Genomic DNA, 13781 nt, shown 5'->3' with positions numbered 1-13781 from the left:
ATACTCCCCCACCATGACAAACGAACAAAAATTAAACATTGTAGCCGAGACTACTACTTACATGAAAGACAAAGGCCTTAGCTTAAATGAGCTATGCCGCCAAACAGGTATAAACGTTGGGTACCTAAGCCCAATGCTGCGCGGCACCTTTACCATTCCCGTTAAAGACAAGACCGTAGAGCTTGACGATAAATGGTTCTTGCAATTAGCCGCTTTTATTGGCCTGTCAATGCAAAAGACATATTGGGAAACCTTAAGCACACGCCAATTTGTGTTACAAATTGCCGCGCTTAAAAATGCCAAAGAAACCGGTAAAACGGCCATGATTATTGGCAGCACTGGTGTTGGTAAAACAAAAAACACTGATGTTTTTTGCCACAAAATGCCACTGCACACCTACCGCGTTACCGTTAGTAGCTTATATAAACTCGTTGACATTGTAACCGAGTTAACAGAATTGTTGGGCCTTGAATTTGCCAGCATCAACAGCGCACGTATACAAACCAATAGCGTTAAAATTAGGGTTGATAAGATAGTGGCCAAGCTGAAAGAAATTAAGCGCAATGGCGGCAACCCCATCATCATATTTGATGAGGGCGAAAACATGGAGATGAGCGTTTTGAAAATGCTTAAAGGTTTGTACGATGCTTTGAAAGATCACTGCGCTATTGTGGTAATTGGCACCGAGCAATTGTTGAATAAACTGCTAAACCTGCGCAAGCGCAACCGAGATGCGATACCGCAATTATACCGCCGCTTTAAAGCCGGTTTGGTAACACTCCCTGGCATAAATAAAGAGATTGATTTTGCTGTTTTTTATGACAAATACTGCATCGAAAAACCACTGCGCAACTTGCTAACAAGGATATGCGATAATTACGGAGAGTTGAACGATTACCTGGAAGCTGCCATGCGCGAAGCGGATAGAACTGGAGAGCCACTAACTGAGCAGTTATTCCGCAAAATGTTTACTGTTCCTCAATAATAAAATGGGCTGCTGTTCCCACAAACAGCAGCCCTCAAATCAAACCCGAAAATTGAAATTATGAAAAAATTATTAATTGCAATGCTAATGGCCACTGCCTTAACCAGCTGCCAAACCACAAAATTTATTTACCGGCAAACGCCGGTGGTACATGGTGCAGATACTTTCTATACCGTTACCCGCCACACCATCATTATTAGCCGCAATGGCGATACTACTTACCTAATAAAAAAATAACCCCAGCATGAACCACACACAACAACAACAGCAACAGTTTACCATCATTCAGCAGAAGGTTTGCGCGTTGCTTGCCTGGGATTGGGAAACATATAATACCCTGGTTGAAAAAACCGGCAAGCAGTATTTGCAATATTACCTGCACCGCGACCCGCAAGGTATTGATATGCTGGTAGCCAGTAAATATTACTGGAGCTGGTGGCGAACCAACTGGTACCAGCGCGATGCAGCGTTTGCATTCCAAACTGGTATTGATAGTGTAAGCAAGGATATGCGCATGCAGTTATACCTAAACCTGCACGATGCCAATACACTTGCCGCCGCTATATACCCCAACGGCCAGGTGCTTAACCACACCTATGCCACCATGATTGGGGAAGTTCTTGACAATAAAAACGATGCAGTATGAGCATGCTTTTAATGCCAGATGTGCAACCACAAATTGATGAAATAATTGCAACCGCCCGTTACAATCTTAATAAAGTAATAGGCTACCCTGTTGTAGTAGATTTTAATTATTACCTGGTTCCACTTCAGCCAGAAGCTATTCTTTACCTGGTTAGTAAAGAGTATGGTTTTACTGTAGCACAAATGCGAGGTAAATGGCGTAAAACAGAGCTTAGCGAAGCAAGGCATATGTATAGTTATATCATCAAACAACTGTTCCCTAACCGCGTAGAAAGGTTAACAGGTAAGGAATTAAACTGCGATCGTACAACAGTTCGTTATGGGGCAACGCAAATAGCTAATAAGCTGTGGGCAAAAGATGAAATAACACTTGCGCATTTTAACAGTATAAAAGAACGCTTAATCAATGAAGCTGAAACTTACATATAACGAATTCATGTGCCTGTACAACATCTTAAAACAGGGCAGCAGTTTTACCAGAGATTATGGTGGCGATATGTACCACCTATTACTTCAGTCATGCCTGGTATCGCTGCACCAAAAGTTTTATAAAAAGGCTTTTCTCAAAGAAAAAACCTACAGCATCAAAATGGAAGCACACGAAGCATTGGCATTCTGGCTATCCTATGCCGATCATGAGTTAGACCATTTCAGCTTCGAAGGCAATCTATTGCAATCCGTTCTAAACAATATTCATAAACAATTTCAATTACAATAACATGAGCCTAATAGTATGTTTCTGGCTGGTTTTAGTAGCCTTATCATTTGGTTTTTTTATCGGTGCTACCTGGCACAGCTACTTTAATAAGCCGCAACCACCACGCAAGCCTAAATACCCCAGCGCAAAACCACGTAAATAAATTTTCAATCAATAAAACAAATCAAAATGACTTACAAAATCCACACTAAAAAGGATAGCAACTGGACAGACGAAAACGGCACATCCGTACCGTTTAAAACCATCAAAAAAAGTGAGTTTGCAATTGAGCAAGCCGCTGGAAAAATAATAAAAGAGGCCGTTAAAATAAACGGCCAGCTTACACAGGCAAAGGCCAATATAAAGCAGCTGGTAAACCAGGCAATTGATGCTGTAATGTCAGACTACTCCGGCACCAAAAAAGAGTTCAAGGGCAATTATACCATTTACAATTTCGACCGCAGCGTTTGTGTAAAAGTAAAAGTAAGCCGCCCTGTAAAGTTCGATGAAATATTTATTAACCTGGCCAAAGAAAAAATAAACCAGTTTCTAAAAGATGGCATTACGGCTAAGAACGACTTTATAAAAGACATGGTAATGAGCGCCTTTGAAACCCGCAACGGCCAGTTAGATGTAGATAAAATCTTATCCCTGCGCCGCCATCGGGATCGTATAAACGATGCCAATTTTCTGGAAGCATTAGACCTTATAGACCGAGCCATCCGCAAGCCATCAACGGCCACTTATTATCAGGTATGGCTGCGGGATGATGAAGGTAAATACCAGGCTATTAAGCTGGATTTTTCAAGAATATAAACACTATTTTTTTCGGTGAATGGAGAGTAAATATAGGCGGCTGGTGTCTACCAGCTGCTAATTATAAATCACCTTTCCTTGTGTCACTCACTTGTACGTTCAAAACACTATTCAACTAACAGCCATGTACTACGAACCACATCAATGCCCAAATTGCCATGCAGTATGGCTACCAGATACTAACGAATGCCCAGCCTGTGGCTACCCCGATAATGTACCTGAAACTGATGCAGATCAGCCACCGGTAAGGGAAGATAACTGGCAACCAGACGAGCTGTATCAGCCGCTAATCAGCCCGTTTTTGTAGCAAATCAACCAAAAACCAGCCAAAAAACACCGGAGAATCGCAAGGGGTTTCGCCCTTCAGATACTGATTAAATAACCAATTAAAATACATAAAATGCAGCTTAATCAGGCATCACAGCCAAATACAGCCACACAAACGGCCACAGAAGGCCCCGCCCTGGAATTTGATAAAAAACGCATGTATATAGCCGGTAAAGTAACCGGCTTGCCATACGAGGAAGTTTACCGCAAATTCAATCATGCCGCCAATTACTTAACCACATTGGGTTTCACGGCAATAAACCCCATAAAACATGTGCCGGAAGATACGCCCTGGCAAGAAGCCATGCGCACCTGCATACGCCAGCTGGCCACCTGCGATGGTATTTACCTTTTAAGGGATTACCACCAAAGCAAAGGCGCATTGCTAGAGCATCATATTGCCTGTGCCATGGGCCTAACCATTATTCACGAATACGTTTAAACCACCACCCCAGATTATGAAACTAAACAGCGATATGTGCGATGCACTATTTTACCAGCTACCCATTAGCCTAAAGCGTAACATCATTTCGATGTTACAAGAGTATCAAAGCGCCTGCGACAAACACCCCGAATGGCCAGCCAATTTTATAGAGGGTGCCGCCATTGTTTGTGAAGAAAGCGGCGAGCTGATACGTGCAGCTCTCCAGGAGAAATACGAGAAAGGCCGGTATTACGATATGCATAAAGAAGCCATCCAAACAGGTGCCATGGCTTTACGGTTTTTGCAAAACGCACCTGCATTACCCCAACACCAATAGCCATGAGTACAAAGCACATCTTTATTAATTGCTGCAATATGCAGCGCAACATGCAGCAGGTAAATATTCGTGCATCGGTTGTGTTTAAATATAAATATGACTGGCATAAAGTAGAAGCGCTTACCAATAAACTGCATGACGAGCTGGAGCACTTGATGCATGGTTATTTTGAAGCCCTTGGCGAAATAACCACGGAAATATTAACGGATAAGGAATACAAACAAATGACGGAGAATTTATGAGCAAACAACTTACTCACTCACCGCAAAAAGGCAAGCTGGTAAACGTAACGCAGCTGCTGCAAAAAACATACGAGGTAATTAGTTGCAGCCAAAAAATGAAAGACTGTTTTGGCGAAATGCAAGACACATTTACCATGATTGTTTACGGCCCATCCGGCAATGGTAAAACCAATATGCTGGCCGATGTACTAAAGGAGTTTGGCCACCTGGGCGAAGTGCTTTATTTATCATTCGAAGAGGGGCACGGCAAAACCATACAGGATTTAATTATCCGCCATGGCCTGGATAAGATAAATATTAAGTTCCTGGACACGGAGGACTTCCCCAACTTCTACCAGCGCATGAAACGCAAGCAAAGCCCAAAGATTGTGGTTATAGACAGCTGGCAATACAGCCGCTGGACGTTTGACGATTACAAGCAACTAAAGGAATCCTTTGTTTTTGGCAAAACACCTGGCCGCCGCAAAATATTCATCTTCATTAGCCACGCCGATGGAGACGAACCCAAAGGAGCCAGCGCCAAAGAGGTAAAGTTTGATTGTAATATAAAAGTGCATGTAAAACAGTTTATTGGCTTTATTGTAAGCCGCTTTGGCAGCAAGCGCAACTACATAGTATGGGAGGAAGGCGCACGGGCTTATTGGGGCGCAAAATTTGAACAAAAGGTATACCGCACACCAGAGCCATCCAAAAAGAAAGGCAAGGCCAAAAAGCCCAAAGCCCCGCCTCCGGAGCTTCCACCACCAGAGCCGGTAACCAACATGCAAATAGCCCCGCCGGAGCAACCAGTAAAACCCGTGTTTAAAGTACCATTAAACCAATTGGAGGAGCAATACAATGAGTGACCAAATACAAGTGCCGGTGGCGTTTATGAAAAAGATCATGCAAACCTTTTACGAGTGCCGCCAAAGCCAAAAGGATTATTTCGCCAATCCAAGCCAGTACAGATTAAAAATAGCCAAACAAAAAGAAGCCGCCGCCGATGCTATTATTGACGATGCTATGCAAAATAACTACATCATACCGGTGCAAAAAGTAAATGTTGATCAATCAAAATTGTTTTCATGATACGGTATGCACAACCGCGAAAAGGTTTATTCAATTTAAACACCGAAGAGTACCACCCAAAAATTGGATGGGTGCAAAAACAGGAAGCGCTTGTTATAATTGGCGAAACTGCCTGCTCTTACACCTGCCGATATTTAACCAGCAGCATACCCTATTGGGATGAATACGGGCGTTACGAGGCACACGCCACCACAGCCGTAGGGGTGCATAAAAGCCGCTTAGTAAAATGGCTGCCAACACAAATACAACTTTTTTAATAAAATAAAATGTTCTCATGATTGAGTTAGTAGACTGGACGGAGCCTGAAAAGTACCTGCTAAATAAATACCAAAAGGATTGGCTATACTTCGCTTTGCGCGAAGCCAAACGCCGCCATGAAGAGCTGTATGGGTTTTGGCTCGTTATAAGTAAATACAAGGATAAGCTTTGGTTTATAAAAATGCAAAAAAACTGCGGGCAAACCGAGGAGGATACCATGGCAGAATTTAACAGGCGGGCAAAGCTGCTTACTCATTTAGAAAAAAGTATTGAAGAGTATGAGTTTAAATTAAAGGCCCATCAAATGGCGCAAGAGATATTGCACAAAAGCATGACCCCTTACACTGGCATCAACTTATCAAATCACAAATTAACACAACAATCATTTTTTTAAAATCACAATTATGAAACTATTAAATCTGTTTTTTAGTCTGTTTCTATGGTTTGCCAATACCATTATTTACATTTTATCATTGCCGGTAAGGCTATTTAAATTAATATATTATTTAAGGTTAAATAGCAGATGGCGTAAAGATGTTTCAGTGGATGACATTTGTTATGTAAAAGATGCAATTGGCCAAATCAGAAGGTGTAGAATAATAGCAAAATCGGCAGATGGTGAAAGCGCCTTCGTGGCATTAGGAGATTACAAAGGTTGTGTTAAAAGATGGTTTAAAATAAATCAATTATTTATTAAGTATTTAAAAGATAAAAATACAACCCATGCGAAAATTTAATGTAACAAGCCCCGCTTGGCAAGGCAATGCGGAGATTGTATTTAACAGTTACGGTTTGCTTATAAAAATCGATACAAGCCAAACCAATATGGGCGCGGATATTACCAAATCATTAAAACTACGGGTACCCGTAAACGTAGACGATATATCAATCGCTTTTACAGGCACACAGGCCACCGTAGTAGAAACTGATTTTGAAGCCACCTTTGAAATGTTCTGGCACGATTACCCCAACAAACGCAACCGGCACTTAGCGGAAGCATACTGGCCAAAAATGAGCAAAACCGAACAGGTACAAGCATGTATGACTATTGGGTTTTACCGTAAATACCTTGAACGAAATAGCTGGTGCAACCCCAAGATTGCTGATAACTGGCTTAAGAAAAAAGAATTTTTAAACGATTGGAATAAAATGTAAAACCATCACAAATATTGAAAAAATACTAATTGATATACTGGGCAAGAGCGCCTACAATACACCAGATTTTAAACTTGATGAAGATGTTAGAAAGTTGGCATGTGCAGTTCGTTATCTAACTATCCAATTGGAGGTATGTCAAAACTATATGGAAAATAAAGACATAGATTATGTGGATGGTGTCCAAAGAAATCTTATTCAAATTTTAAAAGGTGAACTACGATAAGACCACCACTAGCACCATGGAATCCACATTTATAAAGGTATGCCCAAACCCGCAATGCGATGCAGTATTTCACAACTGCCCAAAAAAGGAAACACATTGTAAAGACTGCGGTGGTAATATCATGATTATTAATACAGACACTTACTGGAAAAAATTTAGTAACAACTGGTTTCAATACGATTTTGCCACCCATGATTATTACCGGCCAGTAAAAGAAAAATAATTTTTAAACATTAAACAAATATTGTATGACAGGTATCGAATTAATTGCCCAGGAAAGACAAGAGCAAATAGAAAAACATGGCATAAGTATTAGCCAGGATGTAGTGTATAATTCAGGCTTTGAAAAACCATTAACCAAAGCAGCAGCAGCCCTTACCTGCGAAAATGGAAATACGCTTGCAGCTGAAGCCATGAGACCTTACAATTGGGATAAAGAAATTTGGCAAAAAATGATGGGCAAAACATACAAGGAACGACTTGTGATTGCCGGTGCTTTAATTGCAGCCGAGATTGATCGTGTACAGGCAATCCCGAAAGATTATAGAAATGATTTAAAATAAAAATTGAATAACATGAAAATTTACATTGCAAGTAGCTGGAAAAATCAGCATGGCGTAGAAATGCTAACAGCATTATTAAGACAAAATGGACACGAAGTTGTTTCCTGGGTAGAAAACAATTATGGCGAAAATCACAATCACGTAACAAAAGCATTCCCATTTGAAGAATGGGTAAATGGAAGTGAAGCTGTTCAGTCATTTGTTTTTGATACTGACGGTGCAACAAAGAGTGATTTGGTTATTTATTATGCACCATCTGGCAAAGATGCTTGTGCCGAATTGGGAGCCGCATGGGCAAGCAATGTGCCTATTATTGGCTTATATGCTAAAGGCGAAGATTTAGGATTGATGCGTAAAATGGTTTCAAATTGGTACAGTCGGTATACAGAAATATTAGAAGCCGTTGAAGTTATTGAAGCAAATAAAGCAATAAAGCAAATAATTCCATTACCGGCTTATGTCGGTTCTGAAAGTATGAGAATAGATAATAATCCAATTGGTTAAAATTATCTATGTCATGTCCTGGATAAAACTTGCGAACAAAAACGGAAAATATCAATACACCTATTTAGGATTTAGAGTTTATAAAACCCAGTTTGAAACAATTGCAATTAACAAACAGGGTGTAAAGTTTACCGGAAAATTGTTTGATGAGTATGTATCTAAAATTGATATCTATTACCTTGAAAATGTTGTTTATAAAAAATGAGTACCGATAAAATAACACCCCAGCACCTCAAGCAATTAAATACCCTGGTAAGTAAACGCGGCATAAGTAAAGATGATAAGGCCGTAATGGTGCAGGGGTTTAGCGATGGCCGGTGCAGCAGCAGCAAAGAGCTGTTGCAGGCCGAGGCGCTGGAAATGATAAAGCACTTGCAAACCCTGCAACCCAATGCCGCAGCTGCCGCCAAAATGAGAAACAAGGTAATTTATTATGCCCACGAAATGAACTGGCGAATTGACGGAAAAATAGATATGCCCCGCCTGGATAATTGGTGTGTTAAATATAGCTATCTTCATAAAAAGTTAGACTATTACGAGTACAAAGAGCTGCCCAGGCTTATTACTCAAATAGAATTTGTTTACAAGGATTATTTGAACAATTTGTAATGAAGCATCGCGACAGACATATGGCTAACCTTTATATTGGAGGCTTAATTGTTATAGCCTGCATAATTTACCTGGTAATTAAAAAACTGTTTTTTTAACCACAAGCATAAACCTGAAATTGTATGAAGAAAATTATGATCTTTTTTTTATTTTGTATGTTTAGTTGCAAACCTTCAGCTGAAGATTTGCAGAATGAATTGAAAGCTAAAGCAGAGCCGGTTGTTAAAAAATATATTAAATCCCTTATGGATTCGACCAATACAATCGATAGCTTTTTAATTGATAAGATTGACACACTACATAGCAATTACCTGTGTACATTGAAAAGCCTTAATTATTTGGATGATGGTGTAGCCGATTCTGCAGAATTAGAAAAGGCAATAGGGGAGTTTAGGTATTATAAAAGATTGAATGAAATATCTTACAATCAAACAATTGCGGATTTAGCTGAAGAAAAAAGACTTGAAGGATTAAAGGTATTGGCTCATAAAAATTACAATGATAGTATGGGCATACTGCTTTATGAAAAATCTTTGCATGCTGACAGTACTGATTTTTTAATGTACGTGGTTCGTTTCCACTGTAAATACAGTGATAAAAATAATGTGCAGAAAGCCATTGATACCGGAGAGATTTTTTTAACCAAAGATTTTAAAATACGGGAACGGCAAGATTTACTGGAAGAATAACAAGTTTTTTAAATTATTATTATGCCCTGCATTTTTGCGGGGCTTTTTGTTTGCGTACAAGTGAGTGACACAATTAAAGCTGATACACATTATTTGTTGAGTTAATAAGTATTTTTTTGTATGCATACAATAGATATTAAATTGCATCATACACAATGAAAGGTCGCAATTCCAATCTTATACAGCTTAGAAATGAATACCTTATAAAAAGGTATTATTACTGGTATGAGCTAGAGCGTAAACGTACCGATGATGTGTTGGATATATTGAGCGAAAAAGAAATATTTTTAGACCGAGACTACATACTTACCCTGATACGCCAGAACGGTATATTACTTAAGCAATTAAAACAAAGCAAGCCCAACGCGAAAAGATTAGAAACTTTTACTTTCTGTTACCAAAATAACCAGGGTAAAGCCACTACATATGCTTTAGAAAGCAATTAGGATTTAACGTATATAGTCGTAAGATCTGTACGTTCTAAATATACTTTGGCTGCACTATCATCTTTTGCCTGACTTACATAAACGAGTGTAAATACTTTAAGGCCATCATCCCTACGTTCAGATGATATCAATATTCTGCTTAGTGGGGTAAAGTAATCACCCTCCCACCAATGTAGCGCCTGATGTATCTTATTTATTATTTGCAGGCGCTCAAATGCCGTATCTCTTTGCGGAGCATCGTTACCATCAACTATATGATAATCTTCGTATAAATCAAGCGCCAGGCGCAATTGTATATTAACTACGCCTTGCTGGTTACCAAACCCTTCATCGGTAAATGGGATATCGGGAAAATCTACCAACACGCAGGGGAATTGTACCGGATAATGCTCGTCTGGTATTTCGAGTTGGCCAAACTCTAAATCTATCCAGCGCAGCTCTGGTACCTGTAATGCCAGGCGATCAGTTACATCTTTAAATAATTGCTCTATCATCACTTAAAAATTTTATTTATTTCGGCGGCAATAAGCCTGTTAATTTGTTTGTTTAGGTACATGCTTTGCCCCATAAACCTGCGGCGTGGCATATTCTGGTTGATGGTACGTGTATGCGCTTTTACAATGGATATACCGCTACTGGTTTGCCCAAAACGAATTCGGGTGCTTTTTTTGCCCTCTTTACGGTAAACAATGCCCGTAGTATTGCGTTTTGGGTTGATGCGTGTAAATTGCCTTACCTGTTGGGTTACCGGCCCCCTAAACCCATCGTTATGAGCCATTGCATAAGGCACATCGCTACCAATGGTTACACTGTTTGAAGTAGTATTAACAATTCTTATACTGCGCCTTAAACGGCCTGATTTTACCAATATGGCCCGCCCGCTATTATTGGGTGATTTGCCCTTTTTTTTCCAGGGTTTTTTTCTGCTGCGGGGTTTCCATGGTTCGGGATAAGTATCTATCCAGTTTTGATATTTAAAACGATCCTTACTGTATGCAACCATTAGCACACCAACCTTGTAAGGAAGCGTGGACATTGTTTGCCGTAACCTGGATGATATGATTTGAAGATCTCTCAAAGTTTTATATATTTGCAATGCAGAGCGCCATAGGCAATCTGCTCTGAGTAAAGCCAATCTTCGGATTGGCTTTACTTTTTAAGGTAATAGATCTTTTAAATTTTTCATTATTTGTGCACGGCTAAACTTTATTAATTGCTTATCCAGCATAAGCCAAACGTGCGATATGTTTTTCTTTCTGGTAGGAGACTTTAATTCGCCATATAAAGCTTGCCAAATTTCTTCTTTGTTATATCGTTTTGCATCAATAACTATTACGGGAATGTTGCATGCTTGCTTATTTGCCCCATCAATTGAATTTCTAACAAACTTTTCAATAGTTGTTAATTTGGGATCCACTTTAAAATCACCAATAGTTCCACCTATTTTAAGCTCCGGATTTTTTGCATGTGTTTCATTGGTATGAGGCCTTATGTATACTTCCTCTCCAAATTCTGCTAGTTGCCTGGATAACTGTATGTTTTGTGCCAGATCATTCTTATCTGCAAGACTGGCAACATACACATCTGCATTCATGGACTTGGTTCGGGTGATTTTGCTGTAAACATTATTTATCAGCGTTTCTGCCTGCTTTAATATTGCTGCCGGGCAATCTATATAGTACGGATGGTTTGCAGGAAAGACAAGGCCATCCTTAGCTAAATTTGTTTGAAATATTGCAGGCACATCATCCGGCGTTTGTACCTGATCTGCTCTGGTTGGCGTACCATGTAATAATTGGGTAACATCACACCTGCAATTCCATCCATTTGGCGGGTAGTAAGTATTCCAAAAACTATCGTCAACAGGACGGATTATACCATCTAAAATTTTATGTGATGGCCTTACACGGCTATCACCAACAGTATCGTATCTAAGCAATGGAGCTGCACCTTTATTTGCTTCAATATCAACCCATTTGCCTGCCATTTGTCCGGAACCGATTGCGGTTTCAAATTCGGTCGCCAAGTTACGGCCATTGTATTCCTGGTTAATTGATAAGGCATCCATTTTAAAATCTGAAAAGGTTCTTACCAGGCCATTTTTATCTTTTAAAGCAAGGCTCATGCTTTTTAACTGCTGATAATTCTTTGCTCCGGAAAAATGAAATACATTTTTTTCGAGTTGAGTAAGCATGTTATAATCCGGAGTATCATAATCCATATTCATTAGATCTGTACCAAACCCCTTAATAACTGCTTTGCGCAGCTCTTCAGCAACTAGCTTGGTCATTTCTGGGTCAATGGTGCCACTAGTAATGGATCCATCATATAACCCTTTGGCAATTCGCTCAGCTTGCTTTTGTAGTGCATCCGGTACATCGGCAGAGGCGTTTGATATTGGTAAACCACCACAATGATGGCACTGGCCGGAATAGATACTATCAAGCTGCTTTTTTCTAAATATGGGCAGTGCCCCACCATTCGTGGGGCTTAATCGAAAAAACCTTTATTGTTTACGGGAGGGAAATTGGGGTTGCTTTTTTGTTTAACACCCAGTACAGGTATTTTATATTTTTCAATAAAATAATTAGGATCCACATCAAAGTTGCTCATAATCATTTCTTCGATCTTTACCTGTTCATCCACAGTGAATTCTGTCGTTTCATCAAATACAAATTTTGCGCTTTCCCAACCTTTAAAGCCGCGCATGATCATGAATGGTATCAACTTATCATTGATAACAATTTTTAGTAGCCTGGCAAAATACTCAATAACATTTTCCTGAATCTCCAGGTGAACTTCGCCTTGGGCTTTACTGCTGCCATTATCTGTGGTCATTGTTTGGTTAACAATGGCTTTACTCATTTCGCTATTGGCCCTATCAATACGTTTATCATATACCTGGTAAGCATCACCGCGGGTAGTTTCTTTTATTTCAATGTCAGTTCCATCCGGAAACATACCCCATGCCGCAGCGCCCATTTTTTGCAACATTTCAGCTACTTCATTACGGTCTTTAGGATTGGAGCTGCTAGTTTTTCCAATACGAATGGGCATGCCGAATAATTCAGCAAACTTATCCCAAAAGGCCAACACATTTTTTTTGGCTAATGCCTGTGGCGCAATTTTATTAAACAGGCCAAGGTCTTTAGGTTTGCCAATGCCAATACACCACATATTGTAAGGTGGTAATGTATAGTCCATGCCTTGTTTCCAATGGTCGCCCTGATTTTTTACAAAAACATGATGCTCCGGTATAACATGTTCACGCTCTAATAATTCAACACAGGCAAATTTCTTTTTGCCATTGATTTCGATTATATCATCGAACTGTATAAGGCTATACCCAAAAAAAACACTATCAATTACCAGTTCACAAAAATCAATAAACCATTGGGCATCCTCCAATTGTTTATGCGTATCTGGCAAATCACTATCGTTGTTGATATCTACAACTTTAAAACGCTTTTGCAAAACCTCATTTTTAATTTGCCCAATAACGCCGGTAAGATGGTTGTCAATTTCAATATCACGGTATACGGCCAGCAGATCTACCCTGTTGGGATATTCAATTGAGATAGCCCTTTGCCAAGCTGACCTCCATTTAGCAATATCCTGCTTTGTTAAAAATTTGGTTTGTTCTACCAGTTCGAATAATACCTTCTTGAGTTCTGAAGATTTAGTATTACGCTCAGCAAGAAAATTTGCCCAATATTGTTTTTGGGTATCAATAGCCTCTTCTTTTTTTGAAAAGCCTAATAACTGTTTTAAGCCCATGATATTAAATTGA

At 39.6% G+C, this 13781-nt stretch carries 27 protein-coding genes; 23 read left to right on the top strand and 4 right to left on the bottom strand.

The genetic code is table 11. The features are described from left to right. Positions 1–13 precede the first annotated feature (13 nt). The 23 genes from GD597_RS03810 (at position 14) to GD597_RS03700 (ending at position 9991) form a co-directional block, all read left to right on the top strand. Positions 14–985, top strand: coding sequence for an ATP-binding protein (locus GD597_RS03810; protein WP_171606483.1), 972 nt, complete (start codon positions 14–16; stop codon positions 983–985). A 60-nt stretch (positions 986–1045) separates the two neighbouring features. After that, on the top strand, positions 1046–1222 hold the full coding sequence (locus GD597_RS03805; RefSeq protein ID WP_171606482.1) for a hypothetical protein: 177 nt from the start codon (positions 1046–1048) through the stop codon (positions 1220–1222). Between the two features lie 7 nt (positions 1223–1229). Beyond that, positions 1230–1631, top strand: coding sequence for a hypothetical protein (locus GD597_RS03800; protein ID WP_171606481.1), 402 nt, complete (start codon positions 1230–1232; stop codon positions 1629–1631). Continuing rightward, positions 1628–2059, top strand: a complete 432-nt coding sequence (locus GD597_RS03795) for a helix-turn-helix domain-containing protein (protein WP_171606480.1) — start codon at positions 1628–1630, stop codon at positions 2057–2059. The genes GD597_RS03800 and GD597_RS03795 overlap by 4 nt, the downstream gene beginning before the upstream one ends. Further along, complete coding sequence (locus GD597_RS03790; RefSeq protein WP_171606479.1) at positions 2037–2348, top strand: hypothetical protein; 312 nt, start codon at positions 2037–2039, stop codon at positions 2346–2348. The genes GD597_RS03795 and GD597_RS03790 overlap by 23 nt, the downstream gene beginning before the upstream one ends. Positions 2349–2516: 168 nt before the next feature. Beyond that, positions 2517–3143, top strand: coding sequence for a DUF3164 family protein (locus GD597_RS03785; protein ID WP_171606478.1), 627 nt, complete (start codon positions 2517–2519; stop codon positions 3141–3143). 124 nt (positions 3144–3267) lie between these two features. Continuing rightward, the gene (locus GD597_RS03780) at positions 3268–3450 is read left to right on the top strand and encodes an eL43 family ribosomal protein (RefSeq protein ID WP_171606477.1); all 183 of its coding nucleotides are present in this window, start codon (positions 3268–3270) and stop codon (positions 3448–3450) included. A 93-nt stretch (positions 3451–3543) separates the two neighbouring features. Then, positions 3544–3912: a DUF4406 domain-containing protein gene (locus GD597_RS03775; protein WP_171606476.1), complete on the top strand. Its 369-nt coding sequence runs from the start codon at positions 3544–3546 to the stop codon at positions 3910–3912. Positions 3913–3928: 16 nt separating this feature from the next. Continuing rightward, a complete protein-coding gene (locus GD597_RS03770) occupies positions 3929–4231 on the top strand; it encodes a hypothetical protein (RefSeq protein WP_171606475.1) in 303 nt (100 codons plus the stop codon). A gap of 38 nt (positions 4232–4269) precedes the next feature. After that, the gene (locus GD597_RS03765) at positions 4270–4473 is read left to right on the top strand and encodes a hypothetical protein (protein WP_171606474.1); all 204 of its coding nucleotides are present in this window, start codon (positions 4270–4272) and stop codon (positions 4471–4473) included. Further along, the gene (locus GD597_RS03760; RefSeq protein WP_171606473.1) at positions 4470–5318 is read left to right on the top strand and encodes a P-loop NTPase family protein; all 849 of its coding nucleotides are present in this window, start codon (positions 4470–4472) and stop codon (positions 5316–5318) included. Before GD597_RS03765 ends, GD597_RS03760 begins: the two co-directional genes overlap by 4 nt. A 25-nt stretch (positions 5319–5343) precedes the next feature. Next, positions 5344–5541 (top strand): hypothetical protein, encoded by a 198-nt coding sequence (locus tag GD597_RS03755; RefSeq protein WP_171606472.1) that lies wholly within the window; start codon positions 5344–5346, stop codon positions 5539–5541. Next, positions 5538–5798, top strand: a complete 261-nt coding sequence (locus GD597_RS03750; RefSeq protein ID WP_171606471.1) for a hypothetical protein — start codon at positions 5538–5540, stop codon at positions 5796–5798. Before GD597_RS03755 ends, GD597_RS03750 begins: the two co-directional genes overlap by 4 nt. A gap of 17 nt (positions 5799–5815) precedes the next feature. Further along, the gene (locus GD597_RS03745; RefSeq protein ID WP_171606470.1) at positions 5816–6193 is read left to right on the top strand and encodes a hypothetical protein; all 378 of its coding nucleotides are present in this window, start codon (positions 5816–5818) and stop codon (positions 6191–6193) included. 10 nt (positions 6194–6203) lie between these two features. Continuing rightward, positions 6204–6536, top strand: a complete 333-nt coding sequence (locus GD597_RS03740; RefSeq protein ID WP_171606469.1) for a hypothetical protein — start codon at positions 6204–6206, stop codon at positions 6534–6536. Then, positions 6523–6954 (top strand): hypothetical protein, encoded by a 432-nt coding sequence (locus tag GD597_RS03735; protein ID WP_171606468.1) that lies wholly within the window; start codon positions 6523–6525, stop codon positions 6952–6954. The genes GD597_RS03740 and GD597_RS03735 overlap by 14 nt, the downstream gene beginning before the upstream one ends. A gap of 212 nt (positions 6955–7166) precedes the next feature. After that, complete coding sequence (locus GD597_RS03730) at positions 7167–7403, top strand: hypothetical protein (RefSeq protein WP_171606467.1); 237 nt, start codon at positions 7167–7169, stop codon at positions 7401–7403. A 25-nt stretch (positions 7404–7428) separates the two neighbouring features. Continuing rightward, the gene (locus tag GD597_RS03725) at positions 7429–7743 is read left to right on the top strand and encodes a hypothetical protein (protein WP_171606466.1); all 315 of its coding nucleotides are present in this window, start codon (positions 7429–7431) and stop codon (positions 7741–7743) included. A 12-nt stretch (positions 7744–7755) separates the two neighbouring features. Continuing rightward, positions 7756–8247: a hypothetical protein gene (locus tag GD597_RS03720; RefSeq protein WP_171606465.1), complete on the top strand. Its 492-nt coding sequence runs from the start codon at positions 7756–7758 to the stop codon at positions 8245–8247. 13 nt (positions 8248–8260) lie between these two features. Next, positions 8261–8452 carry a hypothetical protein gene (locus tag GD597_RS03715; RefSeq protein WP_171606464.1) on the top strand — a complete coding sequence of 64 codons (192 nt, stop codon included), beginning with the start codon at positions 8261–8263 and terminating at the stop codon, positions 8450–8452. After that, positions 8449–8856 carry a hypothetical protein gene (locus GD597_RS03710; protein WP_171606463.1) on the top strand — a complete coding sequence of 136 codons (408 nt, stop codon included), beginning with the start codon at positions 8449–8451 and terminating at the stop codon, positions 8854–8856. The genes GD597_RS03715 and GD597_RS03710 overlap by 4 nt, the downstream gene beginning before the upstream one ends. Positions 8857–8978: 122 nt before the next feature. After that, the gene (locus GD597_RS03705) at positions 8979–9545 is read left to right on the top strand and encodes a hypothetical protein (RefSeq protein ID WP_171606462.1); all 567 of its coding nucleotides are present in this window, start codon (positions 8979–8981) and stop codon (positions 9543–9545) included. Between the two features lie 155 nt (positions 9546–9700). After that, the gene (locus GD597_RS03700; RefSeq protein ID WP_171606461.1) at positions 9701–9991 is read left to right on the top strand and encodes a transposase; all 291 of its coding nucleotides are present in this window, start codon (positions 9701–9703) and stop codon (positions 9989–9991) included. On the opposite strand, the gene GD597_RS03695 is transcribed toward GD597_RS03700, so the two are convergent. From GD597_RS03695 to GD597_RS03680, 4 genes are all read right to left on the bottom strand, one after another. After that, a complete protein-coding gene (locus GD597_RS03695) occupies positions 9988–10485 on the bottom strand; it encodes a hypothetical protein (protein ID WP_171606460.1) in 498 nt (165 codons plus the stop codon). The genes GD597_RS03700 and GD597_RS03695 overlap by 4 nt on opposite strands. Then, positions 10485–11027: a phage virion morphogenesis protein gene (locus GD597_RS03690; RefSeq protein WP_171606459.1), complete on the bottom strand. Its 543-nt coding sequence runs from the start codon at positions 11025–11027 to the stop codon at positions 10485–10487. Before GD597_RS03690 ends, GD597_RS03695 begins: the two co-directional genes overlap by 1 nt. Positions 11028–11147: 120 nt before the next feature. After that, positions 11148–12281, bottom strand: a complete 1134-nt coding sequence (locus GD597_RS03685) for a phage minor head protein (RefSeq protein ID WP_171606458.1) — start codon at positions 12279–12281, stop codon at positions 11148–11150. Positions 12282–12481: 200 nt separating this feature from the next. After that, positions 12482–13768 (bottom strand): phage portal protein family protein, encoded by a 1287-nt coding sequence (locus GD597_RS03680; RefSeq protein ID WP_171606457.1) that lies wholly within the window; start codon positions 13766–13768, stop codon positions 12482–12484. Positions 13769–13781: the final 13 nt, after the last annotated feature.

The sequence above is a fragment of the Limnovirga soli genome (genome assembly GCF_013106755.1).
Lineage (GTDB): Bacteria > Bacteroidota > Bacteroidia > Chitinophagales > Chitinophagaceae > Limnovirga > Limnovirga soli.
This window is presented reverse-complemented; position numbering and strand designations above follow the sequence as displayed.

What these genes read in the sequence shown, in the direction of transcription:
- GD597_RS03810 (WP_171606483.1), top strand. Translation starts at nt 14, where the DNA reads ATGACAAACGAACAAAAATTAAACATTGTAGCCGAGACTACTACTTAC.
- GD597_RS03805 (WP_171606482.1), top strand. Translation starts at nt 1,046, where the DNA reads ATGAAAAAATTATTAATTGCAATGCTAATGGCCACTGCCTTAACCAGC.
- GD597_RS03800 (WP_171606481.1), top strand. Translation starts at nt 1,230, where the DNA reads ATGAACCACACACAACAACAACAGCAACAGTTTACCATCATTCAGCAG.
- GD597_RS03795 (WP_171606480.1), top strand. Translation starts at nt 1,628, where the DNA reads ATGAGCATGCTTTTAATGCCAGATGTGCAACCACAAATTGATGAAATA.
- GD597_RS03790 (WP_171606479.1), top strand. Translation starts at nt 2,037, where the DNA reads ATGAAGCTGAAACTTACATATAACGAATTCATGTGCCTGTACAACATC.
- GD597_RS03785 (WP_171606478.1), top strand. Translation starts at nt 2,517, where the DNA reads ATGACTTACAAAATCCACACTAAAAAGGATAGCAACTGGACAGACGAA.
- GD597_RS03780 (WP_171606477.1), top strand. Translation starts at nt 3,268, where the DNA reads ATGTACTACGAACCACATCAATGCCCAAATTGCCATGCAGTATGGCTA.
- GD597_RS03775 (WP_171606476.1), top strand. Translation starts at nt 3,544, where the DNA reads ATGCAGCTTAATCAGGCATCACAGCCAAATACAGCCACACAAACGGCC.
- GD597_RS03770 (WP_171606475.1), top strand. Translation starts at nt 3,929, where the DNA reads ATGAAACTAAACAGCGATATGTGCGATGCACTATTTTACCAGCTACCC.
- GD597_RS03765 (WP_171606474.1), top strand. Translation starts at nt 4,270, where the DNA reads ATGCAGCGCAACATGCAGCAGGTAAATATTCGTGCATCGGTTGTGTTT.
- GD597_RS03760 (WP_171606473.1), top strand. Translation starts at nt 4,470, where the DNA reads ATGAGCAAACAACTTACTCACTCACCGCAAAAAGGCAAGCTGGTAAAC.
- GD597_RS03755 (WP_171606472.1), top strand. Translation starts at nt 5,344, where the DNA reads ATGAAAAAGATCATGCAAACCTTTTACGAGTGCCGCCAAAGCCAAAAG.
- GD597_RS03750 (WP_171606471.1), top strand. Translation starts at nt 5,538, where the DNA reads ATGATACGGTATGCACAACCGCGAAAAGGTTTATTCAATTTAAACACC.
- GD597_RS03745 (WP_171606470.1), top strand. Translation starts at nt 5,816, where the DNA reads ATGATTGAGTTAGTAGACTGGACGGAGCCTGAAAAGTACCTGCTAAAT.
- GD597_RS03740 (WP_171606469.1), top strand. Translation starts at nt 6,204, where the DNA reads ATGAAACTATTAAATCTGTTTTTTAGTCTGTTTCTATGGTTTGCCAAT.
- GD597_RS03735 (WP_171606468.1), top strand. Translation starts at nt 6,523, where the DNA reads ATGCGAAAATTTAATGTAACAAGCCCCGCTTGGCAAGGCAATGCGGAG.
- GD597_RS03725 (WP_171606466.1), top strand. Translation starts at nt 7,429, where the DNA reads ATGACAGGTATCGAATTAATTGCCCAGGAAAGACAAGAGCAAATAGAA.
- GD597_RS03720 (WP_171606465.1), top strand. Translation starts at nt 7,756, where the DNA reads ATGAAAATTTACATTGCAAGTAGCTGGAAAAATCAGCATGGCGTAGAA.
- GD597_RS03715 (WP_171606464.1), top strand. Translation starts at nt 8,261, where the DNA reads ATGTCCTGGATAAAACTTGCGAACAAAAACGGAAAATATCAATACACC.
- GD597_RS03710 (WP_171606463.1), top strand. Translation starts at nt 8,449, where the DNA reads ATGAGTACCGATAAAATAACACCCCAGCACCTCAAGCAATTAAATACC.
- GD597_RS03705 (WP_171606462.1), top strand. Translation starts at nt 8,979, where the DNA reads ATGAAGAAAATTATGATCTTTTTTTTATTTTGTATGTTTAGTTGCAAA.
- GD597_RS03700 (WP_171606461.1), top strand. Translation starts at nt 9,701, where the DNA reads ATGAAAGGTCGCAATTCCAATCTTATACAGCTTAGAAATGAATACCTT.
- GD597_RS03695 (WP_171606460.1), bottom strand. Translation starts at nt 10,485, where the DNA reads ATGATAGAGCAATTATTTAAAGATGTAACTGATCGCCTGGCATTACAG.
- GD597_RS03690 (WP_171606459.1), bottom strand. Translation starts at nt 11,027, where the DNA reads ATGTCCACGCTTCCTTACAAGGTTGGTGTGCTAATGGTTGCATACAGT.
- GD597_RS03685 (WP_171606458.1), bottom strand. Translation starts at nt 12,281, where the DNA reads ATGACCAAGCTAGTTGCTGAAGAGCTGCGCAAAGCAGTTATTAAGGGG.
- GD597_RS03680 (WP_171606457.1), bottom strand. Translation starts at nt 13,768, where the DNA reads ATGGGCTTAAAACAGTTATTAGGCTTTTCAAAAAAAGAAGAGGCTATT.